Source organism: Micromonospora sp. NPDC057141, assembly GCF_042670805.1.
Lineage (GTDB): Bacteria > Actinomycetota > Actinomycetes > Mycobacteriales > Micromonosporaceae > Micromonospora.
Window position 1 is genome coordinate 34,356 of record NZ_JBHUVA010000033.1, and the last position, 14,530, is coordinate 48,885.

The window sequence follows — 14,530 nt, forward strand, 5'->3', positions numbered from 1 at the left end:
GACGGGTCGCCCGTGGATTCCACGTGGATTCCACGGCGGGTTTGTCTAGGTCAGGGGCCGTGGAATCGGTGTGGATTCCACGTGGATTCCACGGCCCCCGGGGGTGGCTACTGGCCGGTGCGCAGGATGCGGTAGCGGCCGTTGCGGTTGACGGCCATCAGCAGCGGGTGGTTACCGGTGGTGAGTTCGCCGAGGGCCTTGCTGAGCCACTTCGCGCCGTAGCCGGTCGCGGCGAGCACGTCGCCGAGGTCGGCCGGGCGTACCTCGGTGGCACCCTGCTCGGCTAGGGCGGTGATGTGCTCGCGCAGCACGGCACGGGCGCGCTCGGGGTTGGCCTGCGGGGGCAGGGCGAGCGACATCCGCCGGGGCGTCGGGGTGGTGTCGATCTCCTGCGAGGGGTCGATGTCGTCGGGCGGGTCGTTGGGGTTGACGCCGGGGCGGGTGGCCATGGCCGGCACCTCCTGGTCGTCGTCGTGATCGTGGTCGGCGGTGGCAGCCGGGCCGGCGGCGGTGGCGGTGGTGGTGGGCATGACGGGAGCGAGGGCCTTGGCGGTGACGGGGTCGAGAGGCCGGCGCACGGTGGTCCAGCCGGTGACGGCTTCGGCGAGGTCGGCGCGCTGCGCCAGCTCGGCGCGGCACGGGATCGCCCACCGGTTGGTGGGGATGCCGGGGGATTCGACGTAGAGGTATCCGGGTTTGCTGCTGCCCCAGGCTTGCGGGGACGCCCCCGCGTCAACGGTCTCCCCGGTGAGGGCAAGCGCCGGGTCATCCCGGCTGTCGATGCCGAAGCACACGTTCGTCGCGAACTGCGACCGCAGCGACGTCGGCGCCCGGTCGTGGGTCCAGCGCTGCTGGGACAACACGAGGCAGATACCCGCCGACCGTGCCCGCTCGGCCACCTGCACCAGGGCCGGGTGGCCGGACCACGCAGCCGACTCCTCTACCCACACCGTCAGGTGCGACAGCGAGCATCCCGGCATCCACTCGGTCAGGTCCTCCCGCCCCAGGGCTTCGGTGCGGGCGGGGATGACCTGCTCGGCGAGGACGTCGAAGAACGCTTCCGCGTGGTCGTCCTCGGTGACCAGCAGCGTCAACCCCGCCTTGAGCGGCTTGACCGTCTGATCCCGCTTCACGGTGTCGACCACGACCAGCGCGCCGTCGGTGCGGGTCAGGTAGTCGGTCATCACCACCAGGGCCCATTCCGTCTTGCCCGAACCCGTCATGCCGGTCGCGCGGACGTGGGTGGCGGGGCGGACGCCGGGACGGCCGGTGAGCCACAACCCGACCGGCTCCCCATCCTCGGCCAAGCCGAAGCGCAACGGGGCGTCGCCGACCGACCGGCCGGGGGCGGACGGGCCAGCCCACGCGATGGTGTCGCGGAGCTGGTCGACCGGCACCACCTCAATGTGACCGGCGCGGACGCTGTCGGGGTTGCGGTGCACCCGCACCGCCGTCGGCGCGACGTCGAGAGCGGATGCGATGGATTCGCGGGATCCTTCGACCTCGGCGAGGGTGTCGCCGTGGGGCATGGTGACCGACGCGCGGACCTTCGCCCCGTCGACCTTCGCCCGACCGATCCGCGCATCCTTGAGGGCGGCGACGGCCTCAGCCAACCCACCCCCGCCACCGGTGGTGGTGGCCTGTTCGTCGGGGTTGGCCTTGGCCATCAGCCGCATCACCGCGACCGCGACGGACGCGACGACGGTCCCGCCGGCCCACACGTCCAGCCACGGCCGTTCCCACGGTGCGCCGATGGTCGCGCCGAGCGCCCACGCCGACCCGGTCGCGGTGAGCAGGGTCGCCACCCGCTGCCGGATCACACCCCGCGCCCGCCCGGCCGTCCAGGTCAGCGCGGTGAGTCCGCCGCCGGCGGCGGTGATGCCGGCGGCGGCCCACGGGTTGGTGCCCCACCAATGGTGCGACGCGGCGGCGGCCGGCCACGCCAGCAGGCAGCCGGTGGGGCAGGCGAGGTAGGGGATCGCGGCCGAGCGGAGGTCGACGGAGTAGCGGACCGGTGGGAGTCCGCCGTGGCGGGGCATCCGGGTGCGGGCCATCAGCGGCCACCCCCGCCGCCGGTGGTGAAGCGGAACCCGTCGCGGCGTGCCTTGTAGCCGACGGCCTCCAGCTCGGGCAGGTACACGGCCTCGAAGCGGGTCGACGCGGTCACGATGTACTGCGACGCGGTCACGAGGGCTTCGGAGGCGTGGGTGATGGGTCGGGCGACCTGCCGGGCGCGGGCCCGTCCGGTGAGTCCGCCGACCATGACGCCGCCGCCGACGGCGCGCAGCCGGGCGTCGAGTTCGGAGGCGGTCACGCCGAGTTCCAGGGCGGCGGCGTGCAGGATGCGGCGGGTGGAGTTGAACCACTCCACGAGCGCGACGTTGTCGGTGAGGGCGTCGGCACCGGTGAAGATGCCACGTTCCTGGGGCATGCCTGCCATGCTGTGGTTCTCCTTCAGGGAGGGCCGGGCGCGGGAGTTGTCCAGACACGCCGCGCCCGGCGCAAACACTGGGGTGGTGCGGGCCGGTCGGCCCCCGCACCCACCCGCACCCCGACGCCGGGGTGCGGGCAGGCACGGCCGGGAGACCGGTCAGCCGAGCAGCACGACCAGGGCGGCGGTGAGCGCCGTGCCCGCCAGCCCGGACAGCAGCAGGTCGACGGCGGTGCGAACCCGGCGGTACTTCGCCACCGTGGTTCGGGACAGCCAGACCAGCTCGTGTGCTCGCAGGGACGCCATGCTCAGCGGCGGCAGAGCGGCGTCGGTCATCAGATCCCCCGGCGCGCTGGTCGCGTAACGCTCGTGGCCGTGTCCGCCGCCGAGGGACGGGCGGACCGCGCAGGCCAGCAGCCCGACGGCGACACCGATCACCGCGACGGTTGCGGCGCCGGTGGCGAGGGCGGGGGTGGGCAGGTCGGCGCGGGCGAGCACGGCCAGGCCGACGGTGAGGGCGGTGCCGGCGAGCGTCAGCAGGGTCGACGCTTTCGCGTCCACGCGGACCAGCTCGGCGCGCACGGTGGCCAGCTCGGTGGTGAGGAACGTGGTATCTGGCAACATCTCAGGTCTCGCCTTCCATCGGGAGGAGTGAGGGCCGGCGGCACGGCACAGGTTGCGAGCCAGGGGCCGTGCCGCCGGGCGAAGCTACGTACGGCTACGGCGGTTCGTGACCAGCAGGGCGGCCGATGCCATGACCATCAGGCCGTCGACGGCGAGGGGGCCGATGGCGATGGTGAGCGGGTCCTCGCCGAAGTGCTCCAGCAGTCCGGACAGATGCCGGTAAGACACCACGGCGGCGACCACCGCGACCGGCAGCACACCGGCGACCCGGGCGACCACGGAACTGAATCCCTCGCCCCAGGGGATGCGGGTCAGGATCTCCACCGCGACGAACAGGGCCACCGGCCAGAACACCGACAACGCCACGGCCAGGGGCGACGGGGACCACCCCGGGTCCGGGGCCCACCCGAGCGGTGCGCCGTCGGGCGGCTTCGGCAGGTAGGTGTGCGCCACGTTCGCCGCGATCGACACCACCCCGCCGAGGATCACCCCGACGTAAGCCCAACCCCGGCCCGTTGGGCGGGTGGCGGTCGGGGTGGTGGTGATGTTGGGACCCGGGTCTACGGCGGGTGCTGCCTGCCCCGACGCGACCTCGGGTGCCTCGGCCACGTCCGGGGCGGAACCTGCCACGGGCGAGGCGTCCGGCCCGGGGGGCGTGGGCGCGTCCGGCGCGGGCGGGTCGGCTTCGGTGGCGTACGGGTGGGGGTCCGGGTCGACCGTCGGCCGGTCGGCGGCATCCGCGTCGGGGGCGGTGCCGGTCGGGGTGGCGGTCGGGTCGACCGGCGGGCGGGTCAGCCGGTCGAGGATGGCGTCCGCCTTCGGCCCACCGACCCGCAACTCCGTCTTGATCCGGTTGCGCGAGGGCACCGTTCCGAGCCGGGCGACCAGGGCGTGCGCGTCCGGCATCAACTCCTCCACCGACCGGGGGTAGACGCTCAGCGTCGGCGCGGTCATCAGGCCACCGCCAGCGCGGCGAGCCGGTCGGCCGTGGATCCGTCCAGCGACCCGGCGGTGTCGGTGTACTCGGTGGCGTGGGCGTAGATCTCCCAGCCGTGCCACGTCGGGTAGGCGTTCAGGGCCCGGTACGGCCGGCCGTCGGCGCGGGTACCGATGTGCTCGCCGATGAGCAGGTCCGGGGTGTTCAGCCCAGCCAGGTGCAGCCAGGAACGCAGCTCGGCGATGCTGTCGAACTCCACCGACAGCGAGACGCCGTCGCCTCGGGTGTAGATGGTGGTCGGGTTGGCCAGCAGAATCAGTTCCGCCATCACGGCGCGGCGGGTCTTCCGAGCGGTCATCGAAGCGTCTCCTTCACGGTCGGAACGGCGCTGTTGAGGGCGTGGCCGATGACGAACGGGGCGAGCATCACCAACGGGCCACCCAGCAGGATCAGCAACAGCCAGATCACGAGGTGCCTCCTTCGAAGCAGGTCAGGCACTCGCCCAGCGAGCGCGGAATGTAGTAGGAGCGGGTCACGCCGCAGATGCGGCAGGTACGACGGGCGGTCAGCGCGGCGCGGACGGCGCGGAGCTGGGCGGGGGTGGCGGTGCGCTTCGGCCGGGCCAGGTCGACCCGGTACAGGTACGCGGCGCGGGTGCCGCCGACACCGCGCCAGAGCACCTGCGCGGCGATCGGCTGAGCGGGGCGCAGACCGGCGGCGCGAAGCTGACGACGGGTGGCGTAGCCGGGCGGGGCACCTCTCCACCAGAAGGTGGGGATGCCGTAGCGGTCGCCGTCCGGGTCCCAGTAGGCGGCGCGGATGCGGGACATCAGGCCGCGTGAGCCATGCCGGCCCGGCACCCGTCTTCGGTGCGGTGAAGCACCTGCTCACCACCGCAGTCGGGGCAGCGCACGATCTCGCAGCGGTAGCCGCAACCGGTCCAGCCGACCACGGCCAGGCTGTGCGACACGCACCCGTCGGCGCTCCAGGCCGGGCGGACCGTCGTCGTGGCCGTGCGGGTAACGCGGGCCTCAGCCCGGCGCAGCCGCCGCCAGTCCAGCGGCGACGGGCCGCCGTGGTCGGCGGCGTAGATCAGGCTGATCTCGGCGTCGAGCAGGTCCAGTTCGGCGGCGATCAGCGGCCATTCGGCCTCGATCGCGGCCAGGTCAGAGGCAGACGGTCCGGGCCGGTCGTCGGGGGTCACTTCGATCGGTTCCTTCCGGTACGGCGAGAGGGTGACGACTGCCGGCAGGGCCGGCAGTGCTGCTCGGCGGGGGCCAGCGGGGCGAGGTCCCCGCACGCGGTGCAGATGCGCCAGGTGGCGCTGGACTTGGTCGTGACGCGTACACACGCAGCGAGCACGGACATAGCGAGATCACCTCTCCTTACAGGTCAGGTCAGGTAGACAGCGCGGGGCGATCACGCCCCGGTCACGCACGGCCCGAACACAGCGGGCTGGGGACCGTCCCCGGGGCGTACACCGCGCCGTAACAGCGCGGCCCCGCCCAACAGGGAGCGATCAGAGGGCAGAAGCAACCGCGCGCCAGATCCGCCCACTCGGCCCGCTCGCTCGGGACATACCGAGGTCGGCCACCGTGTGGATCAAGGCAGGCATACCGCAGACGAATCAACGCGGCGCTTCGTGCTGTGGAGTTGTCAACTAACGACCTGATCCGGCGGCCCGTGGGCATGCGGCAACGAGTGCCACCGTTCCCCGGGCCATCCGGCCGGCTACAACTTGACGTTGTATTCGGGACGCTACAGCGTCACGTTGTATTCGCGCAAGCACCTGTACCGCGTAGGCTTGTACTGATGACTGACGCCAACCTGCCCGCCGACTGGTGGACGACGGAGCACGTACGTACCTACCTGGCCTCGGTAGGTGCCCCGATCAGCCGCGCAACCTGGGCTTCTTACGTCTCGCGCGGCCAGGCTCCCGCGCCCGATCGGATGTTCGGCCGGTCTCCGGCTTGGCAGCCCGAGACCATCCGGAAGTGGCAGGCCGAGAGGCCGCGTAAAGGCACCATCGGCTAGGTCGGATCATCCGGTGCCTCCTGTCCTCGGCTCCCGTCTGCGGCGGCACCATGCTCGCCTGCCAATGAGACTGCCCGCCCAGCGGCGATCCGGGCAGCTCCTACGTACGGACACGAAGGACACGACCTATGTCCACTGAGGTCCCCCGGCAGTTCAAGCCCAACCTCGTGCTGGTCAACCGTCGCAAGGCCGCCGGTTGGGAGTCGCGTAAGCGTGCTGCGCGAGAGCTGCACCGCGTCGGCCAACAGCGCGGCATCCGTGAGACGCCCACGGTCGAGGCCATCGAGAAAGCGATGTACCGCCACGAGACCGGGCGGGTCGCGGTCACCGACCCGGTCTACCGGCAGCTCTACTGCCTGGCGTTCGGAGCAAAGCCTCACGATCTATTCGGCGACCTAACCAGCGGTGCTGAGGACCGTCCGCACTTCTCGGCGCGGTCCCATAAGTTCGTAACGGCGTTCGTCGGCGCTGAGGGTGCTGCCCGGCTGCGAGAGAGCGTTGGCTGCGCGTCGGCGGTGGGGGAGTGGCACACCTGCTATTCGGCTCCCGTCGAGCACGCGGAAGGCGATTGCACCCTGTACGTATGGCCGTGCGGGTCGGCAATCTTTCACCTTGTCGAGCATGTCCAGTTGTCTACGATCGCGGCACTGGCCGCATGGAGAGATGTCTCGTACGGCGACAACATCAAATGGGCCATCGACTACCTCGCACCCATCGCGCCACCCGAGGACGATTCTGCGGTGTACGTTCTTGGCGCTCACTGGGTAATTGAACCAGCATGGCCGGCTGAGTTGCTAGATACCGCATTGCGAATTATGTCGACGCCACGTGTGTTGCTGCACCGTGGCCGCGCCATGGACGACGAACACTTGGCGCACGCCGAACTGATCGAACAGTCGTTGCTGTCTGAATCGTACGACCACGTAGGCATCGAGTCGTTCGGCGTGCGCGGGATTTCGGTCGGTTATGCCTCATGGTCTGGGGTTGTGTACCACCCGATCTCAGCAGAGCGATCCTTGACGGAAGCCGAGTTGATTTCGTGCGAGCTTGCGATTCAATCGATGTGGGCATATAGCGACGCGATCGCCCGAAAAGTAGAGCAAGGGCGAGACCCGCAAGTGCCGCCGGAGCATGGATGGCGCTACCTTCGGGGGGTGCGCTCCCGACTTACTGTCTCGCGCCTGCGGGAGACAGGACAGCATCAGGCGATGCGTCGCGCGATTCTGCGTACCTGTGACCTAATGCCAGCCCTAGACCAAGCCATCGAGACCCTCCGTGACACGGATCGAGGTTGAGCCCATGACGTCAGGTCGCACTGTGCTTGTCGTGACCGACATGCAAAATGGCTTCGTGCGCGAACAGTCGGCGCACATCGTTCCTGTCGTCGTCGACTTGGTGCGCCGCTGGCAGGCGGCCGGCGGCGATACGCTTTTCACCCGATACCTGAACTACCCTGGCAGCCCGTTTGAGCGCTTCTTTGGCTGGCAACGCCTCCAGTCCTCTCCCGAAATCGACTTTGTGCCCGAGTTGCACCCGTACGTGGGTCAGGGTGTAACGCTTGACAAGAGGATTTACAGCCCGTTCACCTCGGAGGGTATCGCCCTTTCCAAGCAGCGCGAATGGGAAGAGTTCTACTTCTGCGGCATCGCTACCGAAAGCTGCGTCCTAAAGGGGGCGGTGGACGCATTCGAGCACGACTTCACGCCGTGGCTCATCGAGGACGCGTCGGCAAGCCACGCGGGCGCCGAAGCGCACGAGGCGGGCCTACTGGTCGCACGTCGATTCATCGGCCCTGGCCAGGTGATCCGCATGATAGATGTTCCTGCCGGGCTCCTTGAGCAGTCGCCGCCGTCGCCAGATGCGCCTTGAACCACGGAGGCTTAGTTGGGACATCTCGTTGCGGGTGGCAATGTCTAGGCTCTACAGCCTATCGCGAATCAGGAGGAAAGTTTGGTGAGTGAACCTCGGCCGTCCGAGCGCGAACGATATCGCCATCCTCGTTGCTGGGCGTCAAGTAGAGGTGACTGCGACACCAAGATTAGCTTGGAGCACTACATCAGTGACTCTGTACTTAAAGTGCTCGGGGCTAGTAGTGTAAGCGGGCCAGCTTACACTGGTGGAAAGTCTGGGATTGACATCAAGCGCTCCGCATTCGGTGCTAATGTTTTATGTCGTAACCACAACAGCGACCTCTCGTCAATTGATGCGAATGCGCAGCTCCTGTTTACGGTGCAGCGACTCTTTGTTGCGGAAATCAGCAAGGAAGGATTCTTGCCAGAGAGTGAGCAAATAGATATATCTGGCGACATGCTTGAGCGTTGGTTGCTTAAGTCTATGATTGCGCACGTTGTGGCGCGGATCTTTACCGCAGGCGGATCTCATCTGGCTCCGCCTGATCTGGAACACGCCGCAAGGTTGGTTTTCGAGGAAGACCCATGGCCTAGGAACTGTGGCTTGTGGATGCATTCGAGGCCCGACACTGTGCTGAACTTGTCCAGTCCTGTTGGGTTTGAACCGATATGGATGAAGCGAGATCGCGCGCTAGGTGGTGGAAGAATGGAGATTGGTGGTCTCGACTTCTGGATCTCGATGTTTTCGCCTGCAAGCGGAGATGGTGGTCCATTTGACGGGGCGATCTATAGGCCATCTGGAATTGTCTACAACTTCCCGAGTTTCAAGAAAGTAATCGGCTTTCACTGGCGAGACGGTTCTGCGAACCCTTCAATCTCCTACAATGTTAGAGTGGTGGGTAATTGACCTGATCGTGATGCCTAATTGGCAATTCATGGTTAGCGCATCGACTGGCCTTTCCCATCCGCTTGGAGCCTCACCGCACGGACCGGTCTGCGGAACGGGGGTGAGGATGTCTTCCCGTCCACCGTCGGCCCAGGTGGAGCCCGAGCGGGCTCGGGCCAGGCTGGCAAGGTGGAGCCCTGTCGGACGAACGACCTTGTCGCCTAGTTCTGGCCTGCGTCGCCATGGTGTGGGGCGGCGGTGGAGGCATGGCGGATGGAGACTGGTTGCAGCGTGCGGTCACCATGGAGGGTATGGCTTGGGAATGGGTAGTTCCGGTGGTCGGGACGCTGACGACTGGAGCCGTCGGCATATTTAGCACCATCAACGCCAGTAGATCTGGGAAGCGACAGGAGCGCGCACTGGAGAGGCAATCGGATATCCAGCGTCACAACACCGTAAAGGACAAGACTCGGGATGAGCGCAAAGCGCTCTATGTTCGGTTCCTGGATGTTACGGCTAGGGCGTCTGATGCCGCTCTCCGGATGGTCAGATCTTCTGACTCAGGCAGTCGATCAAAAGCCCAAGAGGAGGCTGATCTCTACCTGCACGAGGCCGAAATTGTGGGGTATGAAATGAGCCTTGCGGCGAGCGAGGACGTAGCTATGCGATGTGTGGTTTTTGAAAGCGTTCTGCTTCGCTTTCGGATAGCTTTGGATTCGATCAAGTCGAAGGCAAAAGTAGAGCGCGGAGATTTGGAGGCACTCATTGAGGTTACGAACGACTTGACCTCGTCCCGGATTCGTCTAGTGAAGGCAATGCGGGCGGACCTTCAGTTCGATCAAGAGCCCGAGCTGTGACGAATGACGGGGTAGTTGTGCAGCCTTCAGGCAGCGCTTTGGGGACCAGGTGGGGACCACACGGTGTGCGCGATGGTGGCCGATATGCCGTCGACTGCACGGCCTGATCTAGGGGATAGCGTGCGTAACGTGCGGGAACGCTTACCGAATCGTCCTGGGGGTCAAGGGGTCGTCGGTTCGAATCCGGCCGTCCCGACGGGTATTGAGCAGGGCATCCACAAGATCATCGATGATCTTGTGGTCACGGACGTGGTCACAGTGATCGCTACGGTTGAGCCGTCGGTCTCGCGTCGTGACCACGGGGGTGCCCTCATGACCGTCAGCAGCTACCTTCTGGCCAACAAGAAAAAGGCCTGGTACTACGTCATCGATCTGCCACCAGGGCAGGACGGGAAGCGGCGCCAGCAGAAGCGCCGCGGATTCGCCAGCCAGAAGGCGGCAGTCGCCGCCGAAAAGGCCGCTCTCCAATCCTTCGGCCAGGCGGGCCTGGCCGCCGACGGCAGCGTCGCGGCGGAGCTGCAGGGCTGGCTCGATGAGCGCGAACTCGACGTCGAGGAAACCACGCTGTGCAACTACCGTGACCTCATCCGGTGCTACGTCAATCCGCACATCGGGTCGCGGCAGCTCTATGCGCTGGACAAGCGCATCATTCACGACCTCTACAAGACCCTGCTCCGCTCGGGCAACAAGAACGGCGGACCGCTGTCGGCCACCACGGTCCGCCACGTGCACCGGGTCCTGATGAAGGCTCTGAAGGATCTCGGCATCAGCATCGAGGGTGTGCGCCAGCCCAAGAAGGCGCAGCGGAACACGATGGGCCGCAAGGGTGTGTGGACGGCACCGCAGGCCGCCGCGTTCCTGAGACACCACAAGACGCATCGGCTTCACGCGGCGTGGGTGCTCGCCGTCGTGCTGGGTATGCGGCGTGGCGAGCTGGCCGGCTTGAAATGGGGCAGGCTCGACCTCGAGCGCGGAGTGCTGTTCATCGACTGGCAACGGACAACGACGAGCACGGGGGTCGTGGAGAAGAGCCCGAAGGGCAGCAGCACGCGACCCATCGCGATCGGCAACCTCGTCGTCTCGGTCCTCGAAGCTCACCGCGAAGCGCAGCAGGCCGAGAAGGCCGAAGCGGGCATCGCCTACCAGGACTTCGGTTACGTCTTCTGCCGGGAGGACGGCAAGCCGTACTACCCGAAATACTTCACCGACAAGTGGGAACTCGCCTGCCGCGCGGCCGGCATGCCGGTGATCGCGTTGCACGACGCGCGCCACACGTCGGCCACCGCCGGTGCGGACGGAGGTGTGCCCGAGCACGTCATGCAACACCGGCTCGGCCACGCCGAAGGTAGGACGACCAGGATGGTCTACACCCACGTTCTTCCGGACGCCGAACGAAGAGCTGCTGAACTCATGGAGAAAGCCCTGCTGATGGGCGAGTGAGCCTCGCCGCCGGTAAGCGCTGTGAGGACCTTGAGGAGAGTCACGCCTCGCCGTCTTGGTTGCAGAGCCTGCAACGTCTAGCCTTGCCTGCGGAGTTGGATACCTAGTTGAGGGTGTTCCTGCAAACTGCTCCGGTGAGAAGGGAAGCCCTGAGCCTCGATCCACCGACGCGGTTCGTCCTGAGCGTGGTTGAGTAGTTTCGGTATCGGGTGTTTCCGGGGCAGGGCGGAGTGGCCGATAACGTGATCGGCTTGCTCCGGCGTGGTTTGTCGAGGGCTGGGACGGGGTTCGTGGCCTGCGGTCGGGCCGCCTGGTGTCGGTTGGTGGGTGGTGGTCACCCGGGTGTGGGGTGGACGGCGGTGAACAGGTTGTCGAACGCGGTCTGCCAGGGCCAGTGCTGCGGTAGGTGCAGGTGGATGGTGCGGGCCCGGTGTGCGATGCGGGCGGCGACGGTGATGATCCGGGCCCGGATGGTCGCGGGCCGGGCGGCCGGCCAGGCGCCAGCGGCGAGGTGCCCGGCCGTGCGGGTCAGGTTGTGGGCGATGCCGGCGCAGGTCAGCCAGGCGTCGTTGGCGCTGAACCGGCCCGAGGGCAAGTGGGCCAGAGGGCCGGCGATCAGGTCCGCGTTGACCTGTTCGATGATCGCGTGTTGACGGTGCTGGGTTTCGGCCTGGACCAGGGTGTACGGGCTGTCGGTGAACACCGCGTGATACCGGTAGGAGGGCAGGAGTTCTTCCTGGCCCGGGGACTGCCGTGGGTCGTCGCGGCGGATCCGGCGCACGACCAGCCGGGCGGCGACGGCGTGTCGGGTGCCGGCGAACGCGGTGTAGGTGGTCTCGGCGATCTGCGCGTCGGAGATCCACCGCTGTTCCTGCTCGTCCCACACGGCCTGCGGGTACCGGATGTCGATCCACTGGTCCTCGCCGATATCGGCGCAGGCGGTGCGGATCTTGGCGTCGATGCGGGTGGTGACCGAGAACCGCACGCCACGACGACGGCACACGCCGATGACGGTCTTGGCGTAGAACGCCGAGTCGGCCCGCACGACGATCTCACCCGAGGCACCGCAGGCCCGGGCGGTGCCGATCACCTCGGCGATCATGCTGGCAGCGCCGCGAGCGGAACCGGTGTTACCCGAGCGTAGCCTCGTGGCGGCGACGACCGGCGCGGCCAACGGCGTGGACAACGTCGCGATCAGCGGGTTGTAGCCGCGTAGCCAGACGTTGTAGCCGCCGACCTTGGCGTGCCCGAACCCGATGCCCTGCTTCTGCCTGCCGTAGACCCGCCGCAGCATTGAGTCGATATCCACAAAGGTCAGCACGTCGGCGCCGGCCAGCAACGGCACCCGCCCGGCCAGGCCGATCAACGTCTGGCGGGCCGCGGCCTGCAACTGCCGCACGTGCCCGTGCGTGAACGTGCGCAGGAACGAGCCCAGCGTCGACGGCGCGTACACGCTGGTGAACAACGACCGCATACCACCGTGCCGGGCGACGTCGAGGTCATCGATGCTGTCCGCGCCGGCGCACATCCCGGCCACGATCGTGGCGACCTTCCCAGCCGGGTTCGCGCCCTTGTCCGTCGGCACGCGCACCCGACCCGCGACCGCGTCATGCAGACCGGCCTGCTCGGCAAGCCGCATCACCGGCACGAGACCGGCACACGACACCAGATTCGGATCATCGAACGTCGCGCGTACCACCGGCGCATCATGGCGTAATCTCACCTGCGAGGTGCCCTCTCGAACCGGCTGATAGAAGCTTCGCAACTCCTATCTTCCCAGTTCAGAGGGCACCTTCTATCTTCGGGGCCCCACCATTCCAACACTCATCGGTGGATCGAGGCTGAGCGGCTTCCCTTCTTCATTCGTCAGCATCGCCTGTGGACGCGAACCAAGGGCCAAATCGGAGTTCCAACGCAGGTGACGATCGGTCCAACCCCGGCCGCACGCCTTGGGTCGTCGTGACAGCGGGCAGGTCGGTGTTGGCGAGGTCGATGTGCCAGTCGTTGCTGCGCATCATGGTGCCGCTGCCCGGCGGGTACTCGAAGTTGCAGGGGCCGAGAAGAGTGAAGCCAAGCCGGCGGCAGAGCGCGTTGGAGGGGGCGTTCTCGACTGAGGGGAACGCATGCAGGCTGTGGGGTGCATCGGGCAGGCGGGCAGCCTCGCGGACGATGGTGATCAGGGCGGTGCCGGCTGCGGAGGCAATGCCTCGGCCTTGGTAGGGCGGTAGGACGTTCCAGCCGGTCTCGTAGATCTGCTCGCCCTGCCAGTCACGCTGGTGGTAGGCGATGCTGCCCATCATCTCGTCACCCACCAGCACGGCGAACATGCAGCCGCGGCCGGCCGCCGGCATGGCGAGGTACCGGCGGTGCCGGGCAAGCAGTTGTTCCTCCGGCTCGGGACCGCCGACGTGTTGACGCATCTGCGGAGTGTTGATCCGGCGCAGGAGGTCGAGTGCGGAGTCCGACCAAGGCTCAAGACGAACGTCCATGCTGTGCAGCTTGGCAGTCCTCGGGATCATCAGGCACCTCATTTCGATTGGGTGCTGCCCCGCTTGCCCGAGCCGCACGTCCAGCGGGATGCGGCGCGCAGTGGGACCTGCCGCTGCCGGCGATTGGGAGCGCTGTGAGTACGAGCGAATCCGCTGGACGGTGGGGGATTACACGCCGCCGGTCGGCTTGGCAGAACTGGACAGGGGACGGTTCCTCGAGCCTGACCGGCTACACCCGCAGTCACCTACCCGACAAGCACAACGGACACCACCAACTGAACCAGCACCATCGGCAAGGCCACACCCCAACCAAGGAGACACCCCTTGACCTACCCGCAGCTTTCCGCCGACGCCCATACCCCCGCCGAGCCGCAGCAGCAGCCGTGGATGGGCCCCGACGGGCAGCCCTACCCGCAGCAGCCCAGCGAATCCATGACCACCACCCCGCTGCCGGCCCCGCCCAGCCGGAAGCCGTACCTCGTTGCGGCCCTTGCTGCCATCGGTGTGATCGCCGTAGGCACCATCGGCTACGTCGTGTGGGACGGATACATCAAGGAAGACTCCGGTCTTGCCGTCTGCAAGGCCATCCGTGACGGCAAGAACATGGATGGCACCTCGAAGGCCAGCGATGCTGGCGACGACAAGCTCACCGAGGCCGAGTATCGGGAGGCGCGGGCCCTGTTCGAGGACTCCCGGCACGAGGACATCCGGGAGCACGGCACCGCCCTCATCGACATCGTGTGGCAGGTGTCGAAGTTGCCGGACGGTGAGGGGATGGGCGCGTTGGCGTTCGTGGGGCCGATGGGCACCCACATGTCGGGGTTGCAGACGGCGTGCGCCGACCAGGGCGTGATCATTGACCTGAACAGCGATTGAGGCTGCGCCCGGCCAAGAAGCCGCCCCGCCCCGAGCATCAGGGGTGGGGCGGCTTCGTGTTGCCCGCTACCCCAGCACGGTCCTACTTCACCTCAGCGGCATGATC

16 protein-coding genes are annotated in these 14,530 nt (G+C 67.4%); 7 read left to right on the forward strand and 9 right to left on the reverse strand.

What is annotated here, in order from left to right:
- Positions 1-107 precede the first annotated feature (107 nt).
- The 7 genes from ACFT41_RS18220 to ACFT41_RS18250 form a co-directional block, all read right to left on the reverse strand.
- Entirely contained in the window at positions 108-2,054 is a 1,947-nt protein-coding gene (locus tag ACFT41_RS18220) for a conjugal transfer protein TraB (protein WP_377587897.1), read from the reverse strand.
- Positions 2,054-2,440: a hypothetical protein gene (locus tag ACFT41_RS18225; protein ID WP_357065648.1), complete on the reverse strand. Its 387-nt coding sequence runs from the start codon at positions 2,438-2,440 to the stop codon at positions 2,054-2,056. Before ACFT41_RS18225 ends, ACFT41_RS18220 begins: the two co-directional genes overlap by 1 nt.
- Positions 2,441-2,590: 150 nt before the next feature.
- Positions 2,591-3,055 carry a Pycsar system effector family protein gene (locus ACFT41_RS18230; protein WP_377587896.1) on the reverse strand — a complete coding sequence of 155 codons (465 nt, stop codon included), beginning with the start codon at positions 3,053-3,055 and terminating at the stop codon, positions 2,591-2,593.
- Positions 3,056-3,139: 84 nt separating this feature from the next.
- Positions 3,140-4,009: a DUF2637 domain-containing protein gene (locus ACFT41_RS18235; protein ID WP_377587895.1), complete on the reverse strand. Its 870-nt coding sequence runs from the start codon at positions 4,007-4,009 to the stop codon at positions 3,140-3,142.
- Positions 4,009-4,320, reverse strand: a complete 312-nt coding sequence (locus ACFT41_RS18240) for a hypothetical protein (protein WP_377587913.1) — start codon at positions 4,318-4,320, stop codon at positions 4,009-4,011. The genes ACFT41_RS18235 and ACFT41_RS18240 overlap by 1 nt, the downstream gene beginning before the upstream one ends.
- 136 nt (positions 4,321-4,456) lie before the next feature.
- Positions 4,457-4,822, reverse strand: a complete 366-nt coding sequence (locus ACFT41_RS18245) for an RRQRL motif-containing zinc-binding protein (RefSeq protein WP_377587894.1) — start codon at positions 4,820-4,822, stop codon at positions 4,457-4,459.
- On the reverse strand, positions 4,822-5,196 hold the full coding sequence (locus tag ACFT41_RS18250) for a DUF6284 family protein (protein ID WP_377587893.1): 375 nt from the start codon (positions 5,194-5,196) through the stop codon (positions 4,822-4,824). Before ACFT41_RS18250 ends, ACFT41_RS18245 begins: the two co-directional genes overlap by 1 nt.
- A gap of 608 nt (positions 5,197-5,804) precedes the next feature.
- On the opposite strand from ACFT41_RS18250, the gene ACFT41_RS18255 reads away from it, so the two are divergent.
- The 6 genes from ACFT41_RS18255 (at position 5,805) to ACFT41_RS18280 (ending at position 11,059) form a co-directional block, all read left to right on the forward strand.
- Entirely contained in the window at positions 5,805-6,026 is a 222-nt protein-coding gene (locus tag ACFT41_RS18255; RefSeq protein WP_357059161.1) for a hypothetical protein, read from the forward strand.
- 128 nt (positions 6,027-6,154) lie between these two features.
- Positions 6,155-7,321, forward strand: coding sequence for a hypothetical protein (locus tag ACFT41_RS18260; RefSeq protein ID WP_377587892.1), 1,167 nt, complete (start codon positions 6,155-6,157; stop codon positions 7,319-7,321).
- A gap of 4 nt (positions 7,322-7,325) precedes the next feature.
- Positions 7,326-7,895 carry a cysteine hydrolase gene (locus ACFT41_RS18265; protein ID WP_377587891.1) on the forward strand — a complete coding sequence of 190 codons (570 nt, stop codon included), beginning with the start codon at positions 7,326-7,328 and terminating at the stop codon, positions 7,893-7,895.
- A gap of 174 nt (positions 7,896-8,069) precedes the next feature.
- Positions 8,070-8,783, forward strand: coding sequence for a hypothetical protein (locus ACFT41_RS18270; protein ID WP_377587890.1), 714 nt, complete (start codon positions 8,070-8,072; stop codon positions 8,781-8,783).
- Between the two features lie 245 nt (positions 8,784-9,028).
- A complete protein-coding gene (locus ACFT41_RS18275; RefSeq protein ID WP_377587889.1) occupies positions 9,029-9,619 on the forward strand; it encodes a hypothetical protein in 591 nt (196 codons plus the stop codon).
- A 312-nt stretch (positions 9,620-9,931) separates the two neighbouring features.
- Positions 9,932-11,059 (forward strand): tyrosine-type recombinase/integrase, encoded by a 1,128-nt coding sequence (locus tag ACFT41_RS18280; protein WP_377587888.1) that lies wholly within the window; start codon positions 9,932-9,934, stop codon positions 11,057-11,059.
- 334 nt (positions 11,060-11,393) lie between these two features.
- On the opposite strand, the gene ACFT41_RS18285 is transcribed toward ACFT41_RS18280, so the two are convergent.
- Both ACFT41_RS18285 and ACFT41_RS18290 read right to left on the reverse strand, forming a co-directional pair.
- A complete protein-coding gene (locus ACFT41_RS18285) occupies positions 11,394-12,782 on the reverse strand; it encodes an IS1380 family transposase (protein ID WP_377587912.1) in 1,389 nt (462 codons plus the stop codon).
- Between the two features lie 136 nt (positions 12,783-12,918).
- Positions 12,919-13,578, reverse strand: a complete 660-nt coding sequence (locus ACFT41_RS18290; protein WP_377587887.1) for a GNAT family N-acetyltransferase — start codon at positions 13,576-13,578, stop codon at positions 12,919-12,921.
- 294 nt (positions 13,579-13,872) lie between these two features.
- Between ACFT41_RS18290 and ACFT41_RS18295 the strand changes: the two genes are divergently transcribed.
- Complete coding sequence (locus ACFT41_RS18295) at positions 13,873-14,424, forward strand: hypothetical protein (RefSeq protein WP_377587886.1); 552 nt, start codon at positions 13,873-13,875, stop codon at positions 14,422-14,424.
- The last annotated feature ends 106 nt before the right edge of the window (positions 14,425-14,530 follow it).

Coding starts and splice junctions, on each gene's coding strand:
- ACFT41_RS18290 (WP_377587887.1), bottom strand. CDS start 13,578: ATGATCCCGAGGACTGCCAAGCTGCACAGCATGGACGTTCGTCTTGAG.
- ACFT41_RS18260 (WP_377587892.1), top strand. CDS start 6,155: ATGTCCACTGAGGTCCCCCGGCAGTTCAAGCCCAACCTCGTGCTGGTC.
- ACFT41_RS18265 (WP_377587891.1), top strand. CDS start 7,326: ATGACGTCAGGTCGCACTGTGCTTGTCGTGACCGACATGCAAAATGGC.
- ACFT41_RS18220 (WP_377587897.1), bottom strand. CDS start 2,054: ATGGCCCGCACCCGGATGCCCCGCCACGGCGGACTCCCACCGGTCCGC.
- ACFT41_RS18255 (WP_357059161.1), top strand. CDS start 5,805: ATGACTGACGCCAACCTGCCCGCCGACTGGTGGACGACGGAGCACGTA.
- ACFT41_RS18275 (WP_377587889.1), top strand. CDS start 9,029: ATGGCGGATGGAGACTGGTTGCAGCGTGCGGTCACCATGGAGGGTATG.
- ACFT41_RS18280 (WP_377587888.1), top strand. CDS start 9,932: ATGACCGTCAGCAGCTACCTTCTGGCCAACAAGAAAAAGGCCTGGTAC.
- ACFT41_RS18240 (WP_377587913.1), bottom strand. CDS start 4,320: ATGGCGGAACTGATTCTGCTGGCCAACCCGACCACCATCTACACCCGA.
- ACFT41_RS18245 (WP_377587894.1), bottom strand. CDS start 4,822: ATGTCCCGCATCCGCGCCGCCTACTGGGACCCGGACGGCGACCGCTAC.
- ACFT41_RS18235 (WP_377587895.1), bottom strand. CDS start 4,009: ATGACCGCGCCGACGCTGAGCGTCTACCCCCGGTCGGTGGAGGAGTTG.
- ACFT41_RS18225 (WP_357065648.1), bottom strand. CDS start 2,440: ATGGCAGGCATGCCCCAGGAACGTGGCATCTTCACCGGTGCCGACGCC.
- ACFT41_RS18230 (WP_377587896.1), bottom strand. CDS start 3,055: ATGTTGCCAGATACCACGTTCCTCACCACCGAGCTGGCCACCGTGCGC.